The 24,870-nt window shown below is 72.0% G+C and carries 20 protein-coding genes; 6 read left to right on the forward strand and 14 right to left on the reverse strand.

Annotation, left to right across the window (positions count from 1 at the left end; translation table 11 throughout):
- Positions 1–60: 60 nt before the first annotated feature.
- From ACGFQ9_RS16605 to ACGFQ9_RS16635, 7 genes are all read right to left on the reverse strand, one after another.
- Complete coding sequence (locus tag ACGFQ9_RS16605; RefSeq protein ID WP_393574508.1) at positions 61–2,496, reverse strand: galactose oxidase-like domain-containing protein; 2,436 nt, start codon at positions 2,494–2,496, stop codon at positions 61–63.
- Between the two features lie 72 nt (positions 2,497–2,568).
- The gene (locus ACGFQ9_RS16610; RefSeq protein ID WP_393574509.1) at positions 2,569–3,789 is read right to left on the reverse strand and encodes a glycosyltransferase; all 1,221 of its coding nucleotides are present in this window, start codon (positions 3,787–3,789) and stop codon (positions 2,569–2,571) included.
- Between the two features lie 8 nt (positions 3,790–3,797).
- Positions 3,798–5,501: an ArnT family glycosyltransferase gene (locus ACGFQ9_RS16615; RefSeq protein WP_393574510.1), complete on the reverse strand. Its 1,704-nt coding sequence runs from the start codon at positions 5,499–5,501 to the stop codon at positions 3,798–3,800.
- Positions 5,498–6,754: a glycosyltransferase gene (locus ACGFQ9_RS16620; RefSeq protein ID WP_393574511.1), complete on the reverse strand. Its 1,257-nt coding sequence runs from the start codon at positions 6,752–6,754 to the stop codon at positions 5,498–5,500. Before ACGFQ9_RS16620 ends, ACGFQ9_RS16615 begins: the two co-directional genes overlap by 4 nt.
- Positions 6,755–6,964: 210 nt before the next feature.
- Complete coding sequence (locus ACGFQ9_RS16625; protein ID WP_393574512.1) at positions 6,965–9,037, reverse strand: thioredoxin domain-containing protein; 2,073 nt, start codon at positions 9,035–9,037, stop codon at positions 6,965–6,967.
- A 110-nt stretch (positions 9,038–9,147) separates the two neighbouring features.
- Positions 9,148–10,794, reverse strand: a complete 1,647-nt coding sequence (locus tag ACGFQ9_RS16630; protein WP_393574513.1) for a recombinase family protein — start codon at positions 10,792–10,794, stop codon at positions 9,148–9,150.
- A gap of 87 nt (positions 10,795–10,881) precedes the next feature.
- Positions 10,882–11,535 (reverse strand): hypothetical protein, encoded by a 654-nt coding sequence (locus ACGFQ9_RS16635; RefSeq protein ID WP_393574514.1) that lies wholly within the window; start codon positions 11,533–11,535, stop codon positions 10,882–10,884.
- Between the two features lie 115 nt (positions 11,536–11,650).
- On the opposite strand from ACGFQ9_RS16635, the gene ACGFQ9_RS16640 reads away from it, so the two are divergent.
- Entirely contained in the window at positions 11,651–15,193 is a 3,543-nt protein-coding gene (locus tag ACGFQ9_RS16640; RefSeq protein WP_393574515.1) for a tetratricopeptide repeat protein, read from the forward strand.
- A 230-nt stretch (positions 15,194–15,423) separates the two neighbouring features.
- Here ACGFQ9_RS16640 and ACGFQ9_RS16645 read toward each other — a convergent pair whose 3' ends face one another.
- From ACGFQ9_RS16645 to mca, 3 genes are all read right to left on the reverse strand, one after another.
- The gene (locus tag ACGFQ9_RS16645) at positions 15,424–16,017 is read right to left on the reverse strand and encodes a hypothetical protein (protein ID WP_393574516.1); all 594 of its coding nucleotides are present in this window, start codon (positions 16,015–16,017) and stop codon (positions 15,424–15,426) included.
- A gap of 82 nt (positions 16,018–16,099) precedes the next feature.
- Positions 16,100–16,348 carry a hypothetical protein gene (locus tag ACGFQ9_RS16650; RefSeq protein ID WP_393574517.1) on the reverse strand — a complete coding sequence of 83 codons (249 nt, stop codon included), beginning with the start codon at positions 16,346–16,348 and terminating at the stop codon, positions 16,100–16,102.
- A 2-nt stretch (positions 16,349–16,350) separates the two neighbouring features.
- Positions 16,351–17,232 (reverse strand): mycothiol conjugate amidase Mca, encoded by an 882-nt coding sequence (mca, locus tag ACGFQ9_RS16655; protein WP_393574518.1) that lies wholly within the window; start codon positions 17,230–17,232, stop codon positions 16,351–16,353.
- A 120-nt stretch (positions 17,233–17,352) separates the two neighbouring features.
- On the opposite strand from mca, the gene ACGFQ9_RS16660 reads away from it, so the two are divergent.
- Positions 17,353–17,778: a DUF4307 domain-containing protein gene (locus ACGFQ9_RS16660; RefSeq protein WP_393574519.1), complete on the forward strand. Its 426-nt coding sequence runs from the start codon at positions 17,353–17,355 to the stop codon at positions 17,776–17,778.
- A gap of 277 nt (positions 17,779–18,055) precedes the next feature.
- Positions 18,056–18,553 (forward strand): transcription elongation factor GreA, encoded by a 498-nt coding sequence (gene greA / locus ACGFQ9_RS16665; protein WP_393574520.1) that lies wholly within the window; start codon positions 18,056–18,058, stop codon positions 18,551–18,553.
- 134 nt (positions 18,554–18,687) lie between these two features.
- Here greA and ACGFQ9_RS16670 read toward each other — a convergent pair whose 3' ends face one another.
- The 3 genes from ACGFQ9_RS16670 to ilvA all read right to left on the reverse strand — a co-directional run bounded on the left by ACGFQ9_RS16670 (position 18,688) and on the right by ilvA (position 21,978).
- On the reverse strand, positions 18,688–19,545 hold the full coding sequence (locus tag ACGFQ9_RS16670) for an ABC transporter permease (protein WP_393574765.1): 858 nt from the start codon (positions 19,543–19,545) through the stop codon (positions 18,688–18,690).
- A gap of 2 nt (positions 19,546–19,547) precedes the next feature.
- The gene (locus ACGFQ9_RS16675; RefSeq protein WP_393574521.1) at positions 19,548–20,588 is read right to left on the reverse strand and encodes an ATP-binding cassette domain-containing protein; all 1,041 of its coding nucleotides are present in this window, start codon (positions 20,586–20,588) and stop codon (positions 19,548–19,550) included.
- Positions 20,589–20,745: 157 nt separating this feature from the next.
- Positions 20,746–21,978, reverse strand: coding sequence for a threonine ammonia-lyase (gene ilvA / locus ACGFQ9_RS16680; protein WP_393574522.1), 1,233 nt, complete (start codon positions 21,976–21,978; stop codon positions 20,746–20,748).
- A 311-nt stretch (positions 21,979–22,289) separates the two neighbouring features.
- Between ilvA and ACGFQ9_RS16685 the strand changes: the two genes are divergently transcribed.
- The 3 genes from ACGFQ9_RS16685 (at position 22,290) to ACGFQ9_RS16695 (ending at position 23,624) form a co-directional block, all read left to right on the forward strand.
- Entirely contained in the window at positions 22,290–22,820 is a 531-nt protein-coding gene (locus tag ACGFQ9_RS16685) for a MarR family winged helix-turn-helix transcriptional regulator (RefSeq protein ID WP_393574523.1), read from the forward strand.
- A gap of 139 nt (positions 22,821–22,959) precedes the next feature.
- Entirely contained in the window at positions 22,960–23,376 is a 417-nt protein-coding gene (locus ACGFQ9_RS16690) for an RNA polymerase subunit sigma-70 (RefSeq protein ID WP_393574766.1), read from the forward strand.
- Positions 23,373–23,624 (forward strand): hypothetical protein, encoded by a 252-nt coding sequence (locus ACGFQ9_RS16695; RefSeq protein WP_393574524.1) that lies wholly within the window; start codon positions 23,373–23,375, stop codon positions 23,622–23,624. The genes ACGFQ9_RS16690 and ACGFQ9_RS16695 overlap by 4 nt, the downstream gene beginning before the upstream one ends.
- A 12-nt stretch (positions 23,625–23,636) precedes the next feature.
- Here the strand turns inward: ACGFQ9_RS16695 and ACGFQ9_RS16700 are convergent, their stop codons facing one another.
- Positions 23,637–24,722 (reverse strand): S1C family serine protease, encoded by a 1,086-nt coding sequence (locus tag ACGFQ9_RS16700; protein WP_393574525.1) that lies wholly within the window; start codon positions 24,720–24,722, stop codon positions 23,637–23,639.
- Positions 24,723–24,870: the final 148 nt, after the last annotated feature.

The following is a 24,870-nucleotide window of genomic DNA, read 5'->3' on the forward strand; positions in this document are numbered from 1 at the left end:
TTCCGGACCGTGGTGACGAGCCGTCAAACGGGTGTTCCGCCCGCCCCGCCCGGGCGTCGGTCAGCAGGCGTAGCCGTCCCCGTCCCCGTCCAGGCGGAGCGGATCACTGCCGTTGACCTTCATCCGCTTCGGGTACCTGTGCGTGGCCAGCCACTCGCAGCGGTCCTTGCCGGTGCTCTGGACCTCCGCCGGGAAGACCGTCGGCACGCACACCGTGGCCGTGCCGTAGTGCCGGTCGCAGCCCGCCACCTTCGGACTGACCGGGGCCGAGTCCCGCTTCGCCGGGTTCTTCTTGGCCGGGCCCAGCTTGTCGGCGAAGGTGTGCTGGTGCGCGGACGGCTGGTCCTGCTCCCCGGCGAGCGCGGCCATGGCGGGCGCGCCGCCCAGGTGCACCCACTGGGCGATGGAGGGGACGCCGTTCGCGTCCACCGCGAAGAGCATGTACCAGCCGGGCGGCGCCAGGTTGGGGTTGCTGGTGACGTTCAGGTCCACCGTCGTGTTGTTCACCACGGTCAGCGGCAGGTCCACGAACCGCTGGTTCGGGTCCGAGGAGTGGGTGACCGCGGCCGGACGGATCAGCTCCGCCTTGGCGACCGGCCGGTTCACGGTGATCCGCTGCGTGTCCCCGTACACCCACTGGTTGTCGATCACCGAAGTGATCTGCGGCCGCGGCCCCTTGAACAGGTACGGCGGGGTGTAGATCGACACGTTGTGGTTGTACGTGCCGTTGCCCGGGTTGTCGCCCACCGACATGACCCGCCCGTCGGGCATCAGGAACGCCGACGAGTGGTACGTCCGCGGGATCGGGTCGGTGGCCAGCCCCGGCTCGTACTGGTTGGTGACCGGGTTGAAGAAGGAGGCCTCGTACACCGGGTCGGCCCGGTCGTACAGCCCGCCGCCCGTCTCGAAGACCTTCCCGTCCGGCAGCAGCACCGCCGACACGTACATCTTGCCCTCGGCGCCGGTCTGCGGCCGCTTGCCCGCGCCCTGGTCGACCAGGCCCTGCGGCAGGTCCGGGCCCGCCGTGTACGCCGGGCTCGGCTTCTTCAGGTCGATGACGTCGGTGAGCCGGTTCGCAGCCGGGTTCGTCTCGTTGTTGCCGCCGCCGATGGTCAGCACCCGCTGGTCCTGGGCCGGCGGGAGCAGCACGCTCGCCGACTCGTCCCGCTGGTCCTTGTTGCGCAGGCCGGGCACGTCCGTGATGGTGTTCGCCGCGTAGTCGTAGACCGAGGCGCCCGTGCCGGGCGTGCCGTTGCCGAAGGTGTGGCTGCCCGAGTAGAACAGCCGGCCGTCCTGCATGAGGATCATCGACGGGTACAGGCCCCAGTACGACCAGGTCTGGTTGACCTCGTTCATCGGCAGCCACTTGTTCTGCGCCGCCGAGAACTTCTCCGCGGTCACGTTGCCCGTGGAGTCCTCCTTCAGGCCGCCGAAGGAGATCACGTCGCCGTTGCCGAGGATCGTCGCCGACGGATACCAGTGCCCGCCGTTCATGTCATTGGTCTTGGTGTACTTCTCGGTCGCCGGGTCGAAGACGTAGGAGTCCTTCAGCCCCTGGTAGCCGATCTTCCCGTCGGCCGACGGATAGCCCTTGTTGCCGCTCATCACCAGCACCCGGCCGTCCGACAGCTGCACATGACCCGCGCAGAACATGTCGACGGGCGTCGGGATGGTCTTGAACGAGCCGTTCGCCGGGTCGTACACGGCCGAGGTGAAGGTGCCCGCGTTGAACTGCGCGATGTCGTTGCCCGAACCCGCGATCAGCAGCACCTTGCCGTTCTTCAGCACCACCGCGTGCATCGACCGCGTCGGGTTCTTCGCCGGGATCACCTCCCACTTGCCCTTGGCGCACTCCTCCGCGGTGCCGGTGCAGGTGGGCGTCGGACCCGTCGCCCCGACCTCCTCCATCGCGTAGTCGTCCGTGGTGAGCGTGCCCACCCCGTACACCGAGATCCCCCACGCGATCTTGTCCGTGTTCGGCGGGACCACCGGCGTACGGACCTCCGTACGCGCCCAGGCCGCGCTGACCGGCGGGTTCTGCAGATCGGTCCAGTACTGCCAGGCGCCCGTCGTGGACTCCCGCCGGAACACGGTCACCGACACGTCCGGGGTGTTGGACTTGTACCAGGCCGACAGGTCGTACTGCTTGCCCGGTACGACGGCCGGCGCGCAGGCCGTGTTCTCGGTGACCAGGGCCTTGCGGTCGCCGTTCACCCGGCGGGTCAGCGTCACCCGCATCGCCTTGGTGCCGGAATGCGCGTCGGCGACGGTGGCGAAGGTGAAGTCGTTGTCGCCCCAGCCGGACTTCGACCAGCAGGAGGGCATGTCGGAGCCGGCGGCGCCGGCGGTTTCGAATCCGGGGTTGGTGAGCAGATTGGGCGGGCCGGCGGTGGCCTGCTGCGGTGCGGTCAGCAGCAGGCCGCCGGCCAACGCCCCGACGGTGAGCAGGGCGGCCCGTCGCCGGCCCCGCCGCACCCGTCGGTTCGGGATGCGCATGGTTGACGTACTCCCTTGTCTTGTGCGGCTCGACCCGGCCGCCGGTCGGACGCGGGTCGGATACGACTCGGGTCAGTGGGCCGGGTGGCGGTTCCCGGAGTTCTCGCGCGGCAGGCTCGGCCGGTTCTTGCCCGGCCGGTTCTTGCGCGGCAGGTAGACGAGGGCCTCGGTGGCCGCGAACCGCAGGACGAACGTGGTCACCAGCGCCAGCGCGGTCGCCGGCAGCACGCCGAGCCCCGCCTTCGCCACGAACAGCGCGATCAGCGGGATCCGCAGCAGCAGATCGGCGTTGGCGAGCAGCGCGAACCGGCCGACCCGGTCCGCCCAGTGGCGGTACTGCCGCCGGTCCCGGAACAGCAGCACCTCGATCAGCACGAAGTTCCACACCACCCCGGCCTGGTTCGCCACGATCTCCGCCGGCAGGTAGTGCATCCCGGCCCGGGTCAGCAGCCACAGCGCGGCCAGGTTCGGCACGAAACCCGACAGCCCGATCAGGCCGAAGCCGATCATCCGGGCCAGCGGGCTCGCGGTCCGCAGCGACGCCAGGTGCGTCAGGAACCGCATGCCCTCCTTCGCGGTGGACTTGGACTCCCCCGCGAACCGCTCCTGGAACACGAACGGCACCTCGGCCACCTTCGCCGGACGGCAGCGCACCGCCAGTTCGAGCAGGATCTTGTAGCCGAGCGGGCGCAGCGCCTCCGCCGTCACCGCCGAACGGCGCATCGCGAAGAACCCGCTCATCGGGTCGCTGATGCCGCGCAGGGCCCGCGGGAACAGTCCCTTGGTGAGCCAGGTCGCGCCCCGGGACACCGCGATCCGGTAGTTCCCGGCCAGCCCGGCCCGGCTGCCGCCGCTGATGTAGCGGGAGGCGACGACGAGTTCGGCGCCGGTGCGTTCCCCCTCACCGACCAGCTCGGGCACCAGGTGCGGCGGGTGCTGGAGGTCGGCGTCCATGACCACGACCCAGTCGGTCGCCGCCCGCTTCACGCCCTCGACGACCGCGCCGCCGAGCCCGCCCACCGCCTCCTCGCGGTGCAGCACGGCCACCGGGAACGGGCAGTCACGGGCCGCCTTCTCGATCACCTCGGGGGTGTCGTCGGTGGAGTCGTCGACGAACAGCACCTCGACCGGCAGCCGGGACGGGAGCGAAGCGGCCAGCTGCCGCAGCAGCTCCGCCACGTTCCCCGACTCGTTGAAGGTCGGGATGATCACGGTGACGCTGCCGGGCTCCGCGCCCGGCGCCGCCTCCAGCGTCGGATCGGGTACGGCGGAGGTCCACAGGTCTTCGCTCATGGCGTGCCTCAGCTCCCGCTCGTGGTCGTCGTCAGGTCGCGGTTCCCGCGGTCCTCGCGGTCGGTCCTGCGGATCTCGATGCGGTCCTCGCCGCTGCCGAAGACGGCCACCGGCGTCGAATGCTCCAGCGCCGCCTTGACGTTGGGCAGGTCGCGGGCGTCCCGGCGCACCGTCGGCGAGGACACCACGTAGTCGATGTCCCGCCAGCCGCGCGGAAGGGTCTTGGTGACCGCCGGGTCGAGGTCCGCCTTGTAGAACCAGATGGCGCCCAGGCCCGGTTCGAAGCCGGCGTGCACCGCGTCCAGCCAGAGCGCGTCGTCGAGCAGCACCCGGGTGGTCTCCGGGGCCTCGACCTCGGTGCCCAGCCAGGCCGCGGCCTGCCGGTAGGGGGCGTTGGCGTCGACCGTGAGCGCCGTACGGTTCCCGTCGTACCAGCGAGGTACGACGTACACCGCGGCCGTCGCCACGAGCACCGCCAGCACGGCCCAGCGCCCGTAGGTGATCCGCCACGGGCCGCGGCGGAGCACGGCGTGGGTGATGCTGGCCGCGCCGCCGGCCAGCACCAGCGCGAGGAAGGGCAGGGCCTGGATGACGTACATGGCCGGCAGGTAGCCGGAAGGGCGCATCGCGACCAGGGCCAGGATGACCGCGGCCAGCGCGGGCCCGGCCAGCGCGCGGGCGGTGACCGACCAGCGGAAGGTGAGCAGCAGCAGGACCGCGCCGGCCAGTCCGCCGAGCGGCAGCACCGCGTCGTAGTACAGCCAGGACTGGAACACTCCGTGCGAGCCGGAGCCGGGATCGAGGATGAAGCCGGAGCCCTCGCGGCCCATCTGGTACGTGATCCCGCCGATCAGCGAGACATGGCCCTCGCCGGGGAACAGCTCGGCGTTGAGCAGCGCGTACAGCGGGTACGACAGGCCTATCAGGGCGCAGGCGGTGACGGCTCCGGTGACGGCGAACTTGCGGGTGTCCCGGTGGCTGTGCCGCCACATGGTCACCAGCAGCGCCGGCAGCACCACCAGCATCGTCTCCTTGGTCAGCACGGCGGTGGCGGCCGCCAGACCCGATGCGAAGTGGTGCCACAGGTGGCGGCTGGGCGACGCGGCCAGGCAGAAGGCCAGCAGCATCCACATGACCGCCAGGTTGTCCAGGAAGATCTCCCGCTGCAGCACCACGGAGAGCGGGGACAGCCCGAACAGGCCCATCGCCAGGCCGGACGCCCAGCGCGGCAGCCACAGCCGGCGCGCGAGCACGTAGAGCAGGACCGCGCTCACCGCCGACACCAGGAGCATCACGAAGCGCATCGAGGCGACCGTCATGGACTCGGGCACGAAGAGCGACGGCAGGTAGGTCAGACCCGCGACCTGGATCCAGCCGAGCGGCGGGTGGTCGTACCAGTACGTGTAGTGGGCCAGCCCCTCGCCCTGCTGGACCGCCCACGCCTGGGCCAGGTACGTGCCCTCGTCGTCGGAGAGCGGCGGGAAGGCGGTGATGTTCCAGCCCTGCACGAGCAGGATCGCGAGCAGCAGGACACCGCAGAGGAGGAGGTCCGGGCGGGAGCGCCGGAACTGGACCTGCGGCCTGACCCAGGCGGGCGACGGGCCGGGACCGCCCGGGCCGGGAAGGCCGGTGACGGAAGCGGAGCCGGAGGCGGCGGACCGGGGATCAGTGGCCGAGGCCGTGGCGGAGGCCGGGGGCAGGGTGGCGGTCACTGGCGGCTGTCCTCTCGGGCGAGGTGGGCGCCGGTATGGCTGGTGAGTTCCCACTCGTTGCGGCCGCGCTGCTCGCGCCAGACCGCTCGGATCGCCGCGCCGGCCAGCATGACCTGGTAGAAGGGGCCGCCCACGACGAGCTTGAGGTAGTGCACGAAGCGCACGCGCAGCCCGTACTGGCGGCCGAAGTCGTGCAGTCCGACGATCTCGAAGACGAAGGTGACCATCGCGGTGATCATCGGGAGGAAGGTGATGATGGCGATGCCGACGGGCACGTCGAGGAACAGCGCGACGGCGGTGTTCACGGGGATGATCACCCCGGAGGCCGCCTGCATGAACGGCGTCATCAGGGTGTAGCGGGCCAGCCAGCGCTGGCCGCGGCCGGGCAGCTGCTTCCAGTCCTTCTTCCGGTAGACCTGGAGGAAGCCCTGGTTCCAGCGGGTGCGCTGCTTGAGCAGGCTGACCAGCGAACCCGGGGTCTCCTCGCGGGTGACCATGTCGGAGTCGTAGGCGACGACCACCTTCTTGCCGACCGAGGACAGCCGGACCCCGAGGTCACAGTCCTCGGCCAGGCAGTTCTGGTCCCAGCCGCCGGCCTCGCGGAGCACCTCGGTGCGGACGAACACGGTGTTGCCACCGAGCGGGATGAACCCCTTCTGCGCATGCAGGTGCAGCCGGGAGCGGAACCAGAAGAAGTACTCCAGGCAGTTCCGCAGGCTGTACCAGCTGGAGTGGAAGTTGATCAGCTGGACCCCGCCCTGCACCACGTCGGCGCAGGTGGAGCGGAACGCGTGGTCCACGTGCGCCAGCAGCTCGGGGTGGACCTGGTCCTCGGCGTCGAACACCCCGACGATGTCGCCCCGGCAGTGCGGCAGCGCGGTGTTGAGGGCCTTGGGCTTGTTCTTCGCCTCGTGGTGGTCGACGACGACCCGCACCCGGTCGGGCGCGCGGCCGGCCGCCCGCTCGGCGACCTCCGCGGTCTCCGGGTCGTCGTGGCCGACGATCACGATGATCTCGTAGTCGGTGTGGCCGGATTCGAGCAGCCGGTCGATGGTGTGCTCCAGCACCGCCTGCTCGTGGCGGGCCGGCAGGAGCAGCGAGAAGGCGAGCTTCCCCTCGCCGTCGGGACGGTCGAAGCGGGTCGCGGCCAGCGTCTCGGGCGTGCGCCAGGCGTGCATCTGCCACCACAGCGTGAACGCGGCCATCCAGAAGAGCGCCAGGGAAATGGCAGCAATGAACACGGACGTGAACAAAAGATCCCCCCACAGGCAGGCCGCGGCCGACCATTGCCGGACCGCGGCGAGCTGAAACCCCCCTGGGGGAACCACCGGCAGGCCCCCCGGCCCGCCGCCCCCGCAGCCATGAGACTAGGCAGCGGAGATGAAACCCAGACACTCTTCAGATAAAAACCAAGTTTCTGAACTGAGCCATCATCCAGCGGAGTTGATGCCACTCCGGGATCTTCAGGGACGAACCCCACCCAACTGCCGCGCCAACTCGACCGGATCTGTCGTAGGCCGCGCGCAGACGAAATGTCGACACACATACGCCGTCGGAAGGTCGTGCACGAGTGTGCGCTCGGCCAGAAGGGGGAACTCTCCGTCGCCCGTGCCCTCACGCTGAGGCAGACCCACCGCCACAACAGCCCCGGGAGCCGTCCCCAGCAACGCCGCCCGGTGCAGCTCGGCCGTGGCCGGGTCGTCCGGGTGGCCGGCCACCGCGACCTCCCGCGGACCGTCGAGGAGCGCCTCCGCCACCGCCAGCCCGTGCCCGATGAAGCGCGGGGCGCGCGGCCCCAGCGCGTGCACCACGCCGAGCGCCCGCTCGGCCGCCGTCCGGTGCACCTCCGAGCCGGTGTGCGCCGCGTACGAGAGCAGCGCGCCGGCCGCCGCCGTCCAGCCGGACGGGGCCGCGTTGTCCGTCGGGTCCTGCGGCCGGCGGATCAGCCGCTCCGCGTCGTGCGCGGTGTCGTAGAGGCTGCCGTCCTCCGCGGTGAACCGGTCCAGCACCAGGCCCACCAGCAGACCGGCGAAGTCCAGCCACACGCCCTCACCGCTGACCGCGGCCAGCGCCAGGAACCCCTCGGCGACGTCGCCGTAGTCCTCCAGCACCCCGGCGTTCGCCCCCGCCTTGCCGTCCTTGCTGGTCCGGCCCAGCCGGGCCCGGCCGGAGGCCGCGTCGAAGTGCACCCGCACCAGCAGATCGGCCGCCTCGGTGGCCCGCTCGACCAGATCCGGCCGCCCGAAGAACGCCCCGCACTCGGCGAGCGCGGCGATCGCCAGCCCGTTCCAGGCCGCGACCACCTTGTCGTCCCGGCCCGGCGCCGGACGCTGCTCCCGGGCCGCCAGCAGCCGGGCCCGGATCCCCTCGATCCGCTCCCCGTCCACCACCGGGCCGTCCTGCGGCAGCTGCAGCACCGAGGCCCCGTGCTCGAAGGTGCCCTCCTCGGTCACCCCGAAGTACGCCGCCGCCAGCAGCCCGTCCTCCTCGCCGAGCACCTCCCGCAGCTGCGCCGGCGTCCAGACGTAGTACGCCCCCTCCACGTGCCGCCCGCTGACCGGGTCCTCACTGTCCGCGTCGAGCGCCGAGGCGAACCCGCCCTCCGCGGTCCGCAGCTCCCGCACCATGAAGTCGGCGGTCTCCAGCGCGACCCGCCGCGCGAGCTCGGAACCGGTGGCCCGCCAGAGGTGGGCGTAGGCCCGGCAGAGCAGCGCGTTGTCGTAGAGCATCGCCTCGAAGTGCGGGACCAGGGTCGCTCCGGGGCGCGGCCGGAGCACGTAGCGGTGAAAGCCGCCACCCAGCTGGTCGTAGAGGCTGGAACGCGCCATGGCTCCGCAGAGCCCCTCGGCCATCTCCAGCGCCGCGACGGAACCCTTGCGCGCGTGGTGTCGCAGCAGGAACTCGATGACCATCGAGGGCGGGAACTTGGTGTCTCCCTTGAACCAGCCGCTCGCCGGGTCGATGTCCCGGGTCAGCTGGAGGAGCGCCTGGGCCTGGGTCTCCTCGGTGGGCAGTCCGCCCGACCCCGTGCTCAGCGTACGGCCGGCCAGGTCACGCGTGATCCTGCCGGCCACCTCGGCCACTTCGCCGGGCCGGCCCGCCCAGGCGGTCCGCACTCCTTCCAGCACCTGCATGAACGAGGGCATCCCGTGCCGGGGCTCGGGCGGGAAGTACGTCCCGAAGTAGAACGGCTCGGCTTCGGGCGTCATGAAGACGGACATGGGCCAGCCACCCTGCCCGGTGGCGGCCTGCACGGCCTCCATGTAGACGGCGTCGACATCGGGCCGCTCCTCGCGGTCCACCTTGATGTTGACGAAGTGCTCGTTCATGTAGGCGGCGGTCAGCTCGTCCTCAAAGGACTCGTGAGCCATGACATGACACCAGTGGCAACTGCTGTAACCGACGCTCAGGAAGATGGGTACGTTGCGGCGCCGGGCCTCCTCGAACGCCTCGGGCTCCCATGGCCACCAGTCGACGGGATTGTCGGCGTGCTGGAGGAGGTACGGGGACGTGGCCTGCGCGAGTCGGTTGGGCATGGCCCACATCCTTGCGCACCCGGCGAGTCCGCGCCCCACCGGCGGACACGCGCCCATCACCCTCACCGGGGCGGCGGAGGTCTCACCGGATGATCAGATCGTCGCACCGATCAAGCGCCCCTGTTCGAGATCCAGTCGAAGTCGAGCCGCTCCAGGATCGGTGTGGGGTCTCCCTGCCTCGCGGCGGGTCTGACCGTGATGCCGTTCTCCCCGAGGGTGCACTGCAGGAGCATCCGCTTGTCCACCATGTCCGCCGTCTCCCATGCCTCACGCAGGGCTCCGACTCCCCGGAGCGGTGCAAGGACCGACTCGGCATCCAGCGCTTCGAGGGACTCCGTCAGGTTCCCGATGAGGACGCGTTGCCCTTCGCTCAACTCCTCGAAGCGTGCTTCCTCGATCTTCCCGTAGACATAGAAATCGTCCTCGAGTCTCCTCACGCGCTTCCGGGCCGATTCGAGAGCCTGCTGCATCTCGGTCTTCCTTGCCTGCGTCCGGGGATCAGCGAACCCGAGCCACCGGCGGGCCACCTCGGCGACGACCGGATCATCCGGGTCCAGTGCCCTGATGTGGTCGACCCATGCCTGCCCGACCGCGTGGTCGATGCGACCGGCCAGGGTCACGACACCCGCACAGACGGACCTGCCCCGGGTCTGGCGGACGGAGCAGCCGTACCGGCCCCCGCGGTGGCTCATCGGGCCACCGCAGGGTTCCGGTTGCCCGGTGCCGTGCTTGTCGCGCGGTCGACCGCACCGGTAGCTGCCCGCCCCCAGGTACTTCGCCCCGGGCTGCCCGGTCAGCCAGCGCTCGTCGATCCGGCCCGCAATGAGCCCCTTGATCTCGAACCATTCGGCAGGGGTGATGACCCCGGCGCCGCACAGCACGATCTGGTCTCCCCCGTCACGCAGCGGTTCTCCGTATCCGGCCCAGCTGTCCAGCTGGTTGCCGTACTCGTCCGTCCTGCGCCGACGGACCGGGACCATACCGGCGAAGAGCGGGGACTGGGCGAGCTTGCTCACCGCCGTGGGGGACCAGGTGGCGCCACTCCGGGTCCGGTGCCCCTCCTCGTTGAGCCGGTGCGCCGTCTGTCTCGTCGTGCACCCGTCGAGCAACAGTTCGGCCAGCCTCCGGGCCGTGCCGTACTCATCTGCGTGGGGCTGGACCTTGCCACTGCCGGGTGGGCTGTGGAGACCGAACGGCGGCCTCCCCGTCCCCCGCCGCCCTTCCGCCTTGTGTGCGTCATGGCCGACCTTGACGCGCCTCGCGATGTCCTTCGCTTCTTCTCTGGCGCGCTCGCTCAGCACGGCGAAGACCAGACGGCCGCCCCGGGACGAATCCAGTCCTTCGGACACGGACACGAGCCGCGCATCCCTGCGGTCGAACTCGTCGAGCATCCGTCCCACCGCGCCCATGCCGCGCCTGTCGAAGCGGTCCGTCTTCCATACACCGAGCGTCTTGGACCTGCCGTCCACGATCGCCTGGGTGGCCTTCTCGAACTCCCTTCGGCGTACGTGACTCTTGGACGCCGAGAGCTGCTCGAACCAGACGTGCCGAATCCGCACACCGTTCGCCGCGGCCCAGTGCACGATCTCTCGCAGTTGTTCGCGAAGCGTGGCCAGGTCTTCCTTCCGGCTGCTGCGCCGCAGGTAGACCTCCATGAGCCCGGAGGGTTCGGCTGTGACGGGCTCGTCCAGGCCGAGCGCCTCCAGTTCCCTGGCGTCGAACCCCAGCCCGGCCAGCGTCGCGTGATCCTCACGCACCTCAGCCTTCATGCGCCACCCACCCCATCGAGCGTTCATCCGATGCTCGGGATAACGCACGAAAGGGAGGTCGGTCACGCGTGCGGGTCAGGCGCGGGTGCAGGTGTGGGTGGTGGTGCTGCCGGAGCGTTCTATGTGGCGGATGGTGAGGGTGTTGTCGGCGTAGGCGGCGGAGAGTTGCTGGCCGTCGCCGGTGCTGCCGCTGCCCGGCGGCTGCCACGGGAGCGTGAGGTTGAAGCTCTCGCCGACGTTCACCGGGACGGAGTGGGCCTGGGTGTCGTTCTCCCGGGTCAGGGCTTTGGGGCCGGTCAGGAACCCGATCGCCAGGACACCGCTGCCGTGCAGCCGGTAGTTGCCCTCCCAGGATTCGGCGCCGCCTTCCCAGGCGATGGACCAGGAGTGCGGGGTGACGGTGGCCTTGCCCTGGACCACGTCGCCGCCGGGCATGGTCGACCGGATCTGCCAGGTGCCGGTCACGAAGGCCTCGAAGGAGCGCTCCAGGACGCCCTTCTTCTTGGGCGGCGTGGTCGGGGCCGGCGTGGCGGCTGTGGTGCCGGCCGTGCCGGCGGCCTGGTTCGCGTTCTGCGCGGGCGGCTCGTCCTTGCCCCCGCAGGCCGCCAGCAGGGTGGCGCCGGCGCCGATGGCCAGGTAGCGGAGTGCGTTGCGGCGGCCTATCAGCCTTGCCGCCGTCCGAATATCACGGACCGTCATGTTGTCCCCCGTACAAGTGAGTTGGATCAAGGGGTTGAGTGTAGGGGACCGCTCTTCCCTCTGATCTAGCTCAGATTCCCTCGCGCTCGCGGGGGTCACGCAGGACACTGGGGAGCCCTGTCGGGACGCTCGGAGGAGATTGCTGATGCGGGACAGCCATCGGAGCGAGGCCGAAGCGCTTCTGGTGCGGGCGGTCGACGAGGAAGTGCGGCGTTCCGGGACCGGGGCGGCGGCGGTCGACGGGGCGGCGCTGCTGGCGCGGGGGCGGGAGGCGCTGGACGCGCTGGCCGCGAGCGCGGCGGAGGAGTACGAGGCGTACGTACGGGCGCTGGACGAGGCGGCGGCCGGCGAGGAGTCGCTCGGGGAGGCCTTCCGGCGCGGGAACACGGCGACGGCGCTGCTGGTGACGGCGGTCGGGGCACTGGCGGCCTTCGGGGCGGACGTGGCGCTGGGGGTCGATTCCGGTACGGCGCTGGGCGCTGGAGCGGTGGTGGGTGCGGCCGGGGCGGTCACGGCGGTGCTGAAGGTGACGGCCACGCATCTGCCGGCGGCGCACCGGCGGGCGGGTGCGCTGGGGCAGCCGGGCGGGCCGGAGCAGCTCAGGCTGCAGTGGCTGTCGGCGCTGGAGGTGCGCGGGATCCGGCCGTTCCTGGAGCAGCAGCGGAAGGTGGCGGTGGCCGCGCGGGGGCCGCGCCGGGGGCCGGGGGCCGGGACGCAGCTGCGCGGTGGGGACCGGAGCGCGGAGGCGCGGCGGCGCCGGGTACTGGAGCAGAGTTTCGGGCAACTGCCCGATCCTGCCGGGGCGTTCGAGGGCCGGCGGGCGGAGGTCGCGCGGATCGCGCAGTGGGTGCAGGCGGCGCGGGCCAGTACGGAGACCCGGCCGGTGGTGGTGGTCCTGCACGGGGAGCCGGGGGTGGGGCGGACGGCGCTGGCGCTCCGGGTGGCGCACCAGCTGCGGGACCAGTACCGGGGCGCGTGCGTGGTGGACCTGAGGGGCGGGTCGCCGGGCGGGGAGTCCCCGCTGCCGACCCGGGAGGCGCTGCTGCACCTGCTGAACCGGCTGGGGGCGCCGCGGGAGCAGCTGCTGTTCCGGGAGCGGTCCTCGACCGAGCAGCAGGTGCGCAAGCTGGGCGAGTTGTACCACCAGCACGTGCAGGGGCTGCCGGTGGCGGTGGTGCTGGACGATGCTGTGGACGCGGAGCAGGTGCGGCTGCTGGTGCCGGAGCGGTCGGACTCGCTGGTGCTGGTGACCGCGCGGCAGCCGCTTGCCCTTCCCTCGGACACCCCGGCGTGGGTGCACCACCTGGAGGTGGCGCCGCTGGGGGGCGAGGAGGCGGTGCGGCTGCTTCTGGCGGCAGCGGGTGGGACCGGTCCGGGGGCGGGCGAGAGCGGTCCGGGGGCGGGTGGGACCGGTACGGCGGAGTCCGGCGGTACCGCGGGGTCCGGCGGTACGGCGGGGTCCGGTGGTACGGCGGGGTCCGGCGGTACGGCGGGGTCCGGCACGGCCGGGACGGGGGCGGGCGAGCTCGCCCGGGAGGCCGGCGGGCTGCCGCTGGCGCTGCGCGTGCTGGGGCCGCTGGTGCCGCGGCTCGGGGCCGGGGCGCTGGTGGAGGCGATGCGGGCGCCGGGCCCGGAGGGCACCGGCGGCCCGGGCGGGGCCGCCGCCCCGGGTGGTACGGGCGGGGCTCTCGGGCGGGCGCTCCGGGTCGCCGGGCGGGAGCTGCCGGAGGGGGCGGCTCGGCTGCTGGTGCGGTTGCCGCTGGCCGGGCGGGCCTCGCTCGGGGCCGCGGCCGCCGCCGCGCTGCTCGACGTACCGGAGCGGGACTCGCTGGGCACGCTGGAGGAACTGTGGCGGGCCGGGCTGGTCGACCGGGTGCGTGGGCACCGTTTCCGGATGCACGACGCGGTGCGTTCGTACGCCGCGGCCCGGCAGCGCGAGACGGTCGGCCGGGAGGTGCTGGCGGCCGCGCACGAACGGCTGATCCGGAACTACGCGCAGCTCGCGGACTCGGTGATCCGGCTGGTGGACGGCCGGACGTCGACCCGGGCGAACCAGTTCGGCGGGCACGGGTTCGCCTCCGTGGAGGCGGCGCTGGGCTGGCTGGACGAGGAGTCCAGCTTCATCACGGCGGCGCTGCGGCACACCGAGGGGGTGGACCAGCAGGCGGTGCTGGACCTGCTGGGTGCGCTGTGCGACCACTGCCTGCTGCGCGGGGACCTGTACCGGCTGGGCGAGATCAACGAGCTGACGCAGGCGGTGGCCGGGACGGCCGACGGCGAGACCGGCGACGCCGACGAGGCCGGTGAGGCTGACGGCACCGGCGGAACCGCTCTCGCGAGCGGGACCGGGAACATGACCGGCAACAGGACCGGGACCGGGACCGGCGGCGCTGTCGACGGCCGGGCGGTGATGGTCCGCTCGGTGCAGTGGCGTACGGGCATCGCGGCGCGGCAGCTGGGCGAGCTGGACCGGGCGCGTACGACGCTGAGCTCGGTGGTGGACCAGTTCAAGGAGGCGAACCAGCAGGCGGGTGCGGCCCGGGCGCTGGTGTCGCTGGGGATCACCCTGCACCACCAGGGGCATCTGGCGGAGGCGGCCGCGAAGATCCGCGAGGCGGTCGCCCTGCAGGAGGGGGCGGAGCTGGCGGGTGACCGGGCGTGGGCGCTGCACGCGCTGGCGGCGGTGGAGCGGGATCTGGCGCACCTGCCGGAGGCGCTGGCGCTGCTGGAGGAGTCCCTCGCCCTGCACCGGGAGAGCGAGAGCGTGCACGGGGAGGCGTGGGCGCATTTCCAGCGGGGCCAGGTGTACCTGCGGACGGACGACGTACGGGCGGCGGAGGAGGAGTTCCACCGGGCGCTGGAGCTGTACGGGCGGACCCGGGACGCCCGGGGCGAGGCATGGGCGCTGACCCAGCTGGGCCGGTCACGGCTGGTGGGCGGTGACCCGTCGGCTGCGGCGGACCGGCTGCGGGAGGCGCACGTACGCCACCGGGAGGCGGAGGACGTGCGGGGCGAGGCGTGGTCGCTGTACTACCTGGGGCAGTCGCTGGAGGAGCTGGGCGAGCGGGACCGGGCGGTGCGGGAGCTGGAGCGGGCGCGGACGATGTTCTCGCGGATGCGGGACGTGTACGGGCTGGCGTGCGCGCGGCACCATTCGGGCCGGGTGACCCGAGACCAGCGGGCGGCGCAGACCGGCAACCTGCGGAACTCTGGGTTCGCCCGGCAGCTGCTGGTGGACGCGCGGGCGGACTTCCACCGGATCGGGCTGGCGCACGGGGAGGCGTGGACCTGCCTGGAGCTGGCGGTGGTGGACGCGGGGAACGGCCGGCTGGCGCAGGCGGTGTCGCTGTGCGAGGAGGCGCTGGCGCTGTTCGTCTCGTACGGGGACCTGCGCGGTCAGGACTGGGCGCGGTTCCTGCGCTGCACGATGCTGCCGTACGCCGGGGGTGCGGGCGAGACGGAGGCGGAGGCGGCCGCGGCGGAGCTCGCCGCCCTGGGGGCGTCCCCGCACCCGGCCCGGGACGCCCGGCTGGAGGACTGCGTGGAGGCGTACGGGGTGGTTCTGGCGCGCGGTGTGGACCCGGCGGAGGGCTGGCAGGCCTGGCGCCTGCAGATGGTCCCGAACCGGCACTCCCGCGAGATCATGGGCGTTCCGGTGCCGCCACCGCCGCCGTCCGGCTCCGCCTGAGCCGACCGGGCGGCCTGAGCGGTCTGAGCGGCCCGATCCGCCGACCGGGGTGGTCGTGGCGAGCCGTGCCTGTGGGCCCTCGCGTCCCGCACGGCTCGGGCCCCGTCCGGTCGGCCGTGGATCCCGGCGCCCGCTCCGGCGCGGGTCGACGGTGTCCGGCGCGGGCTCCGGCGGCGATCTCGTCGGGCCGCTGTCCGCAAGGTCTCGCCTGACCCCCCGGGAGCCGTGGTTCAGGGGACCCAGACGTGTTCCCGCACCGGGCCGAATGTGGTGCGGGAGCGCTGATCGGCGACGCACTTCTCGTACGCTCCCGCCCCCTGGATCCGGATGCCGTCGAAGTTCATCGGGTCGAGGAAGACGCGGGCGGGGCCGAAGGTGAACTCGGCGCAGCGGAAGGCGCCGGGAACGAGGTCGGAGCCGTCGTCGAGGGCATAGCGGACGCGGGTCAGGGCGAGCGGAATGTCGGTGCCGAGGAAGTCGTGGCCGCAGCCCCCGACGGCGAACTCGTCGTCCTCGTCCTCGTCCTCGTCGGCCAGGTCGGCGAGCTCGGGCGGACAGACGGGCTCGTCGACGCGGGACAGGGTGAGCACGCCCTCGTCGTCCGCGGCCGCGACCCGGATGAACCCGTCGCGGGCCCAGGCGCCGATCGCACTCCCTTTCCGGTCCGTGTGCAGCGCGAAGTAGACCGCGCTCGGCATCGGCCGGAAGAAGGGGAGCGGCAGGTCGCGGTCGATGAAGCCGGGCAGCAGGACGTTCCAGACCCGGATGCCGCGCAGGGGCGCGAAGACCGTGTCGGCGTCGAAGGGGTCCGGGTTTCCGTTCACCCGGTGATCATGCATGCCGGGGTCGGCCGCGCCCCACCGGTTTTCCCGGGGAGGGCGGCCGGCCCGCGGGCCCGGGCGGCCGCTACTGCCGGTCGGAGTCCGTGCCCCCGCCGGAACCGCCGGAACCGCCGGCCGGGGCCGGGGTCGCCGGGGCCTCCTCGAAGTTCACCCGGCCCATGTGCCGGTTCATCGACTTCATCAGGGCCCACACGCCGACGGCCAGAGCCGCGAACACGATGAAGCCGAGGAGGCCCGGCGTCACCTTGTTCTTGTCGAACGTGTCGGCGGCCAGCGGAAGGAACTGGGTCACGACTGCCTGGGAAGCGCTCATGGCTACGCATTCTCCCGGATGCCCGCGAAGAGGTCGGCCTCGGGGATGGCGGTGTCGACGAGCGACTTCGCCAGCTCGTACTCCTCCGTCGGCCAGACCTCCTTCTGGATCTCCAGCGGAACGCGGAACCAGCCGCCGTCCGGGTCGATCTGGGTGGCGTGGGCGATCAGCGCCTTGTCACGGATCTCGAAGAACTCCGCGCACGGCACGTGCGTGGTCAGGGTCCGCTCCTTGCGCTCGAACTCCTTCCAGCGCTCCAGCCACTCCCCGTAGGGGGACTCCAGGCCGCGGTCCAGCAGCGCGTGGTGCAGGGCCAGGGTGCGCGGCTTGTTGAAGCCCTGGTTGTAGTAGAGCTTCTGCGGCTGGTAGGCGGGGCCGAACTCGGCCTCGGGGTACTTCTCGGTGTCCGTCGCGCCGTCGAAGGCCACCATCGTGATCTTGTGGGTCATGATGTGGTCGGGGTGCGGGTAGCCGCCGTTCTCGTCGTACGTCGTGATGACCTGCGGCTTGAACGCGCGGATCTTCCTGACCAGGCGGCCGGCCGCCTCGTCGACGTCCTCCAGGGCGAAGCAGCCCTCGGGCAGCGGCGGCAGCGGGTCGCCCTCGGGCAGGCCGGAGTCGACGTAACCGAGCCACTCCTGCTCGACGCCGAGGATCTCGCGGGCCTCGTCCATCTCCTTGCGGCGGACCTCGTGGATGTTCTCCTCGATGTACTTGTCGCCCTGGAGCTTGGGGTTGAGGATCGAGCCGCGCTCGCCACCGGTGCAGGTCACCACGAGGACGGGCACCCCCTCGGAGACGTACTTGGCCATCGTGGCCGCGCCCTTGCTCGACTCGTCGTCGGGGTGGGCATGGACGGCCATCAGTCGAAGCTGCTCGGTCAAGACAGGATCCTCTGTGATTCGGCACCGTCGAGGGGCGGCGGTCGGCTGGCGAGTGGGCGGCTTCTATAGTGACCGAATCGGGGGACGGAAAATTCCTGGCCCCCGGAGAGAGGATCGATCATGGGCTCGGTGCGCGAGGGACTGCCCGGAGGGCTGCCCGAGGGCCGCTACGGCCGTTCCGCCGACGAACGCGCCGACCGCAAGCTCAAGATCATCGGATCGGTCCTCGGGGTCGGCCTGCTCGGCCTGGTCGGATGGATCGGCTGGGACTACGTGGCCGGCCAGAGCGTCAGCGCCGAGGTGATCAAGTACGACGTGGTCTCCGACTCCGAGGTGCGGGTGCACCTGGAGGTCCGCAAGGAGGCGGGCGTCACCGGGGTGTGCACGCTGAGCTCCCAGGACAAGACGCACGGCGAGGTCGGCCGGGCCGACTTCACCTTCGCGCAGCCCGGTGAGCGGGTCGACGAGATGGTCACCCTCAAGACCACCGGCCGGGCGACGATGATCGAGCTCGTGGGGTGCCAGCCCGCCGGCTCCGCCGGCTGATCCCCCCTCCCGCCGGCAGGGCCCGGCGCGGCGCGCCCAGACCCCCTGCGCGGGCCCGGTGTCGCAGGCTCCGGTGCGGGACTCGGCAAGGGACTCGGCGAGGGACACTGCACGGGCTCCGGACCGCCTCTGCACGCGTGCCGCGGGCCCGCAATGACACACTTCATACACACGGTGTCCTCCCCCTTTTCTTCCCGAATTGTTAGGCTCGTGGTTTCGCCCGCACCGCTGCACGGGTGCGCGGCCATGAAGTCCCCTGTACCGACGAGGAGCACCTGTGACCCAGACGAGCGAGAGCGTCACCTGGCTGACCCAGGAGGCGTACGACCAGCTCAAGGCCGAGCTGGATTACCTGTCTGGTCCCGCCCGCACGGAGATCGCCGCCAAGATCGCGGCCGCCCGCGAGGAGGGTGACCTCCGTGAGAACGGCGGCTACCACGCGGCCAAGGAGGAGCAGGGCAAGCAGGAACTGCGCGTGCGCCAGCTGACCCAGCTGCTGGAGAGCGCGAAGGTCGGCACCGCCCCCGCGTCCGACGGCGTCGTGGCGCCGGGCACCGTGGTGACCATCGCCTTCGACGGCGACCCGGACGACACGATGGAGTTCCTGCTGGCCTCGCGCGAGTACGCGTCCTCGGCCTTCGAGACGTACTCGCCGCAGTCCCCGCTGGGCGCCGGCGTGATGGGCAAGAAGACCGGTGAGGACGCCGAGTACGAGCTGCCGAACGGCAAGAAGGCGTCCGTCCGCATCCTCGGCGTGAAGCCCTTCACCGGCTGACCGTCCCCCGGAACGCGAGCGCGAGCGCGAACTCGCGCGAACTCGAACGCGAACGCATACGCGGAAGCCCCCCACCCGCCGGTGGGGGGCTTCCGCGTGTCCGGGCCGCGGCTCGGTGCCGTCCGGGCCGCGGCTCAGGCGGCGGCCGAGCGGTACTTGCGCACGGCCAGGGTCCGGAACGCCACGACGATCAGCACGGACCACAGGACGGACGCGATCACGGGGTGCTGCATCGGCCAGGCGTCCGGGGCCTGGTACCCGGGCGGCAGGTTGCCGAAGAGCTCGCGGGTCGCCTGCACGGTCGCGCTGAACGGGTTCCACTCGGCGATCGTCTGCAGGAAGGACGGCATGTTGTCCGATGGCACGAACGCGTTCGAGATGAACGTCAGCGGGAAGAGCCAGATCAGGCCGCCCGAGGTGGCCGCCTCCGGAGTGCGGACCGACAGGCCGATCAGCGCGCCGATCCAGGAGAACGCGTACCCCATCAGCATCAGCAGGGCGAAGCCGCCCAGTACCTCGCCGAAGCTCGTGTGGGTGCGCCAGCCGACGATCAGCGCGACCACCGCGAGGACGGTCACGGTCAGCGCGGTCTGCACCAGGTCCGCCAGGGTGCGGCCGGTGAGGACCGCGCCGCGGGCCATGGGGAGCGACCGGAACCGGTCGATCAGGCCCTTGTGCATGTCGTCCGCGATGCCGGCGCCCGCGCCGGCGGTGGCGAAGGTGACGGTCTGCGCGAAGATGCCCGCCATCAGGAACTCACGGTAGGCGGCGGGCGAGGTGCTGCCGCCGACACTGATCGAGCCGCCGAAGACGTAGCTGAACAGAACGACGAACATCACCGGCTGGATCAGCCCGAAGATGATCATCTCGGGGATCCGGGACATCCGGATGAGGTTGCGCTTGGTGATGACCAGCGAGTCGCCCAGGGACTGCAGGACCCCGCCGCGCGGCCGGGGCGCGGCGAGCCCCTCGGCCCCGGTTCCGTTCGCGATGCTCACTTCACCGTCTCCTTCCGGGCCTTGCGGCCGCCCTTGGACCGGTCCGCCGGGCCGGCCCCCGCACCGGCTCCCGGACCGCCGTTCTCCTCCTCCGTCAGCGCGGCCGCGTGGCCGGTGAGGGAGATGAAGACGTCGTCGAGGGTCGGGCGGCGCAGCCCTATGTCGTCGATCTCCATCCCGCGTCCGTCCAGCTCGCGGATGACCTCGGCGAGCAGCCTGGCCCCGCCGGCCACCGGGACGGTGAGCTTGCGCGTGTGCTCCTCGACCGTGGTCTCGCCCTTGCCGAAGGCGGCCAGCACCTCGCGGGCGGCCGGTATGTGCGCCGGGTCGTGGACCACGACCTCGACGCGTTCGCCGCCGGTCTGCGCCTTGAGCTGGTCGGAGGTGCCGCGGGCGATGACCCGGCCGTGGTCGACCACGCAGATGTCGTGCGCGAGGTGGTCGGCCTCCTCGAGGTACTGGGTGGTGAGCAGCAGGGTGGTGCCGCCGGCCACCAGCTCCTGGATCACCTCCCACAGGGCCTGCCGGTTGCGCGGGTCCAGGCCGGTGGTCGGCTCGTCCATGAACATCACCGGCGGCCGGACGACGAGCGCCGCCGCGAGGTCGAGGCGGCGGCGCATGCCTCCGGAGTAGGTCTTCGCGGTGCGGTCGGCGGCGTCGGCGAGGTTGAACCGCTCCAGGAGCTCCCCCGCGCGGGCCTTCGCCGCCCTGGCGCGCATCTGGTAGAGCCGGCCGACCATTTCGAGGTTCTCGCGGCCGGTCAGGTATTCGTCGACGGCCGCGAACTGCCCGGACAGGCCGATCGCCCGGCGGACCTCGTTGGGGTGCTTGAGTACGTCGATCCCCGCGACCTCGGCCTTGCCGCTGTCGGGTTGCAGGAGGGTGGTCAGGACACGCACGGTCGTGGTCTTTCCCGCGCCGTTCGGGCCGAGCAGGCCCAGCACGGTGCCCTCGGGGACATCGAGGTCCACGCCGTCCAGGGCTCGTACGTCACCGAAGGTCTTCACCAGGCCTTCGGCGTAGATCGCGCCTGGCATATGGAGTCTCCCAGTACTGAATCGGGTGTTACCCATGTTTCGCACGCAAATCGTATGAGCAGGCCGACCGATACGCCCATACGGGCGACACGAGCGGCACAGGCCCACACGCTATCGCGCTATATCGCGTCCCGCCCGGGAGTTTCCGCAGCCCGGCTCAGCTCATCACCCGGTAGCCCGCGGTGTGCAGGGCCCGCGCCACCTCCGCGCAGTGCTCCGGCCCCTTGGTCTCCAGGTGCAGCTCGACCTCCACCTCCGTCAGCCCCAGGCGCGGGTCGGTCCGTACGTGGCTCACGTCCAGCACGTTCGCGTCGGCCACCGACAGCACCCCCAGCAGACCGGCGAGCGCCCCCGGCCGGTCCGCCACCTGCAGCCGCAGCGAGAGGTAGCGGCCGGCCGCCGCCATGCCGTGCCGCAGGATCCGCTGGAGCAGCAGCGGATCGACGTTCCCGCCGGACAGCACCGCCACCACCGGCCCGTTCCCGTACAGCTCCGGCTCGCTCAGCAGCGCCGCCACCGGGCTGCACCCGGCCGGCTCGACCACCAGCTTCGCCCGCTCCAGGCACAGCAGCAGCGCACTGGACAGCTCGTCCTCGGAGACGGTGCGGACGTCGTCCAGGAGCTCCCCGATGATGCGGAACGGCACGTCACCGGGGCGTCCCACCCGGATGCCGTCGGCCATCGTGCTCGGGTTGTCGATGGAGATCGGGTGCCCGACCGCCAGCGAGGGCGGGTACGCGGCCGCACCCGCCGCCTGCACGCCGACGACGCGTACGTCCGGCCGCAACGCCTTCACCGCGACCGCGATCCCCGCCGCCAGCCCGCCGCCGCCGATCCCGACGAGGATGGTCCGCACCTCCGGGCACTGCTCCAGGATCTCCAGACCGACCGTGCCCTGGCCCGCGATGATGTCCCGGTGGTCGAAGGGGTGGATGAACACCGCCCCGGTCCGTTCCGCGTAGTCCTCCGCGGCGGCGAGGGTCTCGTCCACGACCTGGCCGTGCAGGCGGACGTCGGCGCCGTAGTCGCGGGTCGCGGCCACCTTCGGGAGCGGGGCCCCGACCGGCATGAACACGGTGGCGCGCACCCCGAGCAGGGAGGACGCGAGGGCCACGCCCTGCGCGTGGTTCCCGGCGCTGGCCGCGACCACCCCCGCCGCGCGCTGCTCGGGGCGCAGGCCTGCGATCCGCACGTACGCGCCGCGCAGCTTGAAGGAGCCGGTCCGCTGCAGGTTCTCGCACTTGAAGTGCACCGGGGAGCCGGTGAGCGCGGACAGGTGGCGGCTGCCCTCCATCGGAGTCATCCGCGACACCCCGGACAGCATCTTCTGCGCCCCGCGCACGTCGTCGAGGATCACCTGGGGTACGGGCAGAGGCATGCGGTAGCTCATGCCGCAAGTCTTGCAGCCCGGGGCGCCCGGGGCGCCAGGAGATCCGGCGACGGGCGGCCGGGACGGGGCCCGGGGACCCGCGGCGGGACCGCGGCGGGACCGGCGGCGAGTGGATCTCGCCATGCGGAACGACGTACGCGACATGGCCCGCCTGCCGCACACTTGCCCCCGGTACGGCCCCGGACCGGGCGAGCCGACCGCCGTCGCCGGATCCGGTGACCCCAGTTCCCGCACGACGCATACGGGCCACAGTCCATCCGCGTACGCTGTCCCCCATCCCTGTCGGCCCCACGCGAAGAGAGCCCACGGCCATGCCCTCCATCCCGGCCAATCCCGACCTGCCGGCGCAGGCCGCGCACGAGCGCGTTCCCGCCGGAGCCGGCCTGCTCGACGCGCTGCAGCACCAGGTCGCGCTGTTCGCCCGCCGGGCGGAGCAGACCCGCCTCGGCGGTGTGGGCCAGGCCCGCAACTCGATGGACCGTGCCGCGTACCTGCTGCTGAACCGGCTGGACCTGGAAGGTCCGATGGGCGTCAAGGCGCTGGCCTGCGGGATGGGCATCGACTCCTCCACGGTGACCCGGCAGGTCGCCCCGCTGGTGGAGACCGGCCTGGTCAAGCGGACCTCGCACCCCGAGGACGGCCGCGCGGTCGTGCTGGCGCTCTCCCCGCGCGGGCTGACCCGGCTGGAGGAGGTGCGCTCCTCGCGGCGCGAGCTGATGGCCCTGGTGACGGACGGCTGGACGGAGGGCGAGCGCGAGACGTTCGCGACCCTGCTCACCCGTTTCAACCTGTCGCTGTCGGAGCTGATGGGCGCGGCGTCCGAGGGCGGCCCGGCCTCCTGACCCGTCCGGGTCCGGCCTCCCGACCCGGCCCCGTCCTACCTCTTGACCCACCCCGCCGGGCTGCCCGCACCATAAGCACGTGGACGACAGGGGGTTCGGCGGGTTCCGGCACTCCGACGGGGTCGGGGACTCCGCGGAGCTGGAGGAGTTCACGGCGTTCGTCGCGGGGGCGGCGGGCCGGCTGCTGCACGTCGCCACCCTGCTGACCACCGAGCCGGAGGACGCGAACGCCGCCGCCCGGGCCCTGCTCGCGGGCGCCCTGGCCCGTACGTTCGCCGACTGGCCGCGGCTGCGCGGCGACGACCCCTACGACCACACCCGGCAGGAGCTCTGCGCCGCCTTCGCCCGTACCGCCTGGCGGCACCACCGGGGCCGCGGCGGCCCGCTGTCCCGGCTGCGGCCGCAGGCCCGCCTGGTGGTCGTGCTCCTGGTGTACGAGAGCGTGGCCGAGCCGCAGGCTGCCGCGCAGCTGGGACTGCCGGTGGAGCGGGTCCGGGCGCTGCGCGCCCGCGCGATCTCGGTGCTGCGGCGCCCGGAGCGGGGGGCCGCCGCATGAGCCCGCCCGACCGCAAGGAGCTCGACGTACGGCGGATGCTGGACGGGCCTCACCCGGCCGTCCCGGCGGACCTGGCGTCCCGCGCGGCCGCCCGCGGCGGGGTGCTGCGCCGGCGCCGCCGCGCACTGCGCCGCCTGGGCTGGTGGCTGCTGCTCACCGCCGCCGTCGCCTTCCTGGTCTGGGCCTCGCTCACCCGCCCCTGGGTGGTCCCGTCGGAATCGGTCGCCCCACCCCTGGAAGGCTGGTGACCGGCGGCCCCGTCAGCCGGTGTTCTGCTTCTTGCTCAGGACGAGGTCGGTGGTCCACGCCTCGCCGAACTTGGTCTCCTTGCCGTCGGCGTTGTAGGAGTACACGCCCTCCATCGGCAGGGTCGCACCCGGCTCGGCGGATTGCAGGATGTCGCAGACCTCCGCCACGGTCGTCACGGGGGTGTCCTTGATGGTGGTCACCACGTCCCCCTCCGTCAGTTTGGCCTTTCCCGCAGGGGAGTTGGTCTTGGCGGACTGCACCAGCACCCCGGTCACACCGGCGTCGGCCAACTGCTTCTGCGCCTTCTCGATGATGGCCTGGTCCTCGGGCAGCTCGTAGTCCGCCAGCAGGTCGGGATCGTCCACCGCCGCGAGGTCCCAGCCCGGGGAGTTCTTTATGTCCCCGCCGGCCAGCACGTCGAGCACCGGCCGGGCGTGGTCGGCGGTGATCGCGTAGAACTGTCCCTGTGCCTGGAGCGCACTCAGCGTGTTGATGCCGACTACCTCGCCCTTGCTGTTGAGCAGGGGGCCACCGGAGTTGCCCGGGTTCACCGTGGCGGAGTGCTGGATGCTGACGGGATAGCGCGGCATCGACACCGACGGCTCGGCGTTGACGACGTTCGGGTTCTGCACCGAGCCGCTCGTGAAGGCGGCTTTCTGTGCCGTCGGATTGTCGCCGAGCGCCTGGGGGTATCCGAGCGAGACGACCTCGTCGGCCGTCTGCAGTTCCTTGCTGGGGCCGAACTTGAGCCCCTTCAGGTCCGACTGCGGCGAGGTGAACGTCAGCACGGCCAGATCCTGACAGGGGTCGATCCCGACCACCCGGGCGGGCGCCGGCGCCCGGTCCTCGACCACCACCTTCAACGACGACTCGCCCTCCACCACATGCGCGGCGGTGGCGATGAGCCCCTTGTCGGGGTTGTAGATGAAACCGCTGCCCGCATAGTTCTTCCCCAGCACCTGAACGGTGCCCGGCGCCGCCTGCTCGTAGATCTCCCTGGGATCCAGGTCCTGGGCGTACGCCGATCCGCCGCCACCCGTCAGCCCGAGCAGCAACGCCGTGGCCGAGACCACGGCACCTCTGGCCCGTACCTTCATGAGTTCGCTGCCCTTCGCGAGGAGAGAACGAGGAACCCCTCATTCAGGCTAGGTCCGCTTGGACGGGCCGTCCTGTACACCCGGCAAGCTTTGAACCCGAACAAGCTTCGAACCCGAAAACCGTGGCCCCGCCGGGCTCGTCGCCGCG

Source organism: Streptomyces sp. NPDC048603, from assembly GCF_043199475.1.
In the GTDB taxonomy this organism is placed as follows: Bacteria; Actinomycetota; Actinomycetes; order Streptomycetales; family Streptomycetaceae; genus Streptomyces.

What these genes read in the sequence shown, in the direction of transcription:
- ACGFQ9_RS16640 (WP_393574515.1), top strand. Translation starts at nt 11,651, where the DNA reads ATGCGGGACAGCCATCGGAGCGAGGCCGAAGCGCTTCTGGTGCGGGCG.
- ACGFQ9_RS16700 (WP_393574525.1), bottom strand. Translation starts at nt 24,722, where the DNA reads ATGAAGGTACGGGCCAGAGGTGCCGTGGTCTCGGCCACGGCGTTGCTG.
- ACGFQ9_RS16675 (WP_393574521.1), bottom strand. Translation starts at nt 20,588, where the DNA reads ATGCCAGGCGCGATCTACGCCGAAGGCCTGGTGAAGACCTTCGGTGAC.
- ACGFQ9_RS16605 (WP_393574508.1), bottom strand. Translation starts at nt 2,496, where the DNA reads ATGCGCATCCCGAACCGACGGGTGCGGCGGGGCCGGCGACGGGCCGCC.
- ACGFQ9_RS16685 (WP_393574523.1), top strand. Translation starts at nt 22,290, where the DNA reads ATGCCCTCCATCCCGGCCAATCCCGACCTGCCGGCGCAGGCCGCGCAC.
- ACGFQ9_RS16695 (WP_393574524.1), top strand. Translation starts at nt 23,373, where the DNA reads ATGAGCCCGCCCGACCGCAAGGAGCTCGACGTACGGCGGATGCTGGAC.
- ACGFQ9_RS16660 (WP_393574519.1), top strand. Translation starts at nt 17,353, where the DNA reads ATGGGCTCGGTGCGCGAGGGACTGCCCGGAGGGCTGCCCGAGGGCCGC.
- ACGFQ9_RS16650 (WP_393574517.1), bottom strand. Translation starts at nt 16,348, where the DNA reads ATGAGCGCTTCCCAGGCAGTCGTGACCCAGTTCCTTCCGCTGGCCGCC.
- ACGFQ9_RS16610 (WP_393574509.1), bottom strand. Translation starts at nt 3,789, where the DNA reads ATGAGCGAAGACCTGTGGACCTCCGCCGTACCCGATCCGACGCTGGAG.
- ilvA (WP_393574522.1), bottom strand. Translation starts at nt 21,978, where the DNA reads ATGAGCTACCGCATGCCTCTGCCCGTACCCCAGGTGATCCTCGACGAC.
- ACGFQ9_RS16625 (WP_393574512.1), bottom strand. Translation starts at nt 9,037, where the DNA reads ATGCCCAACCGACTCGCGCAGGCCACGTCCCCGTACCTCCTCCAGCAC.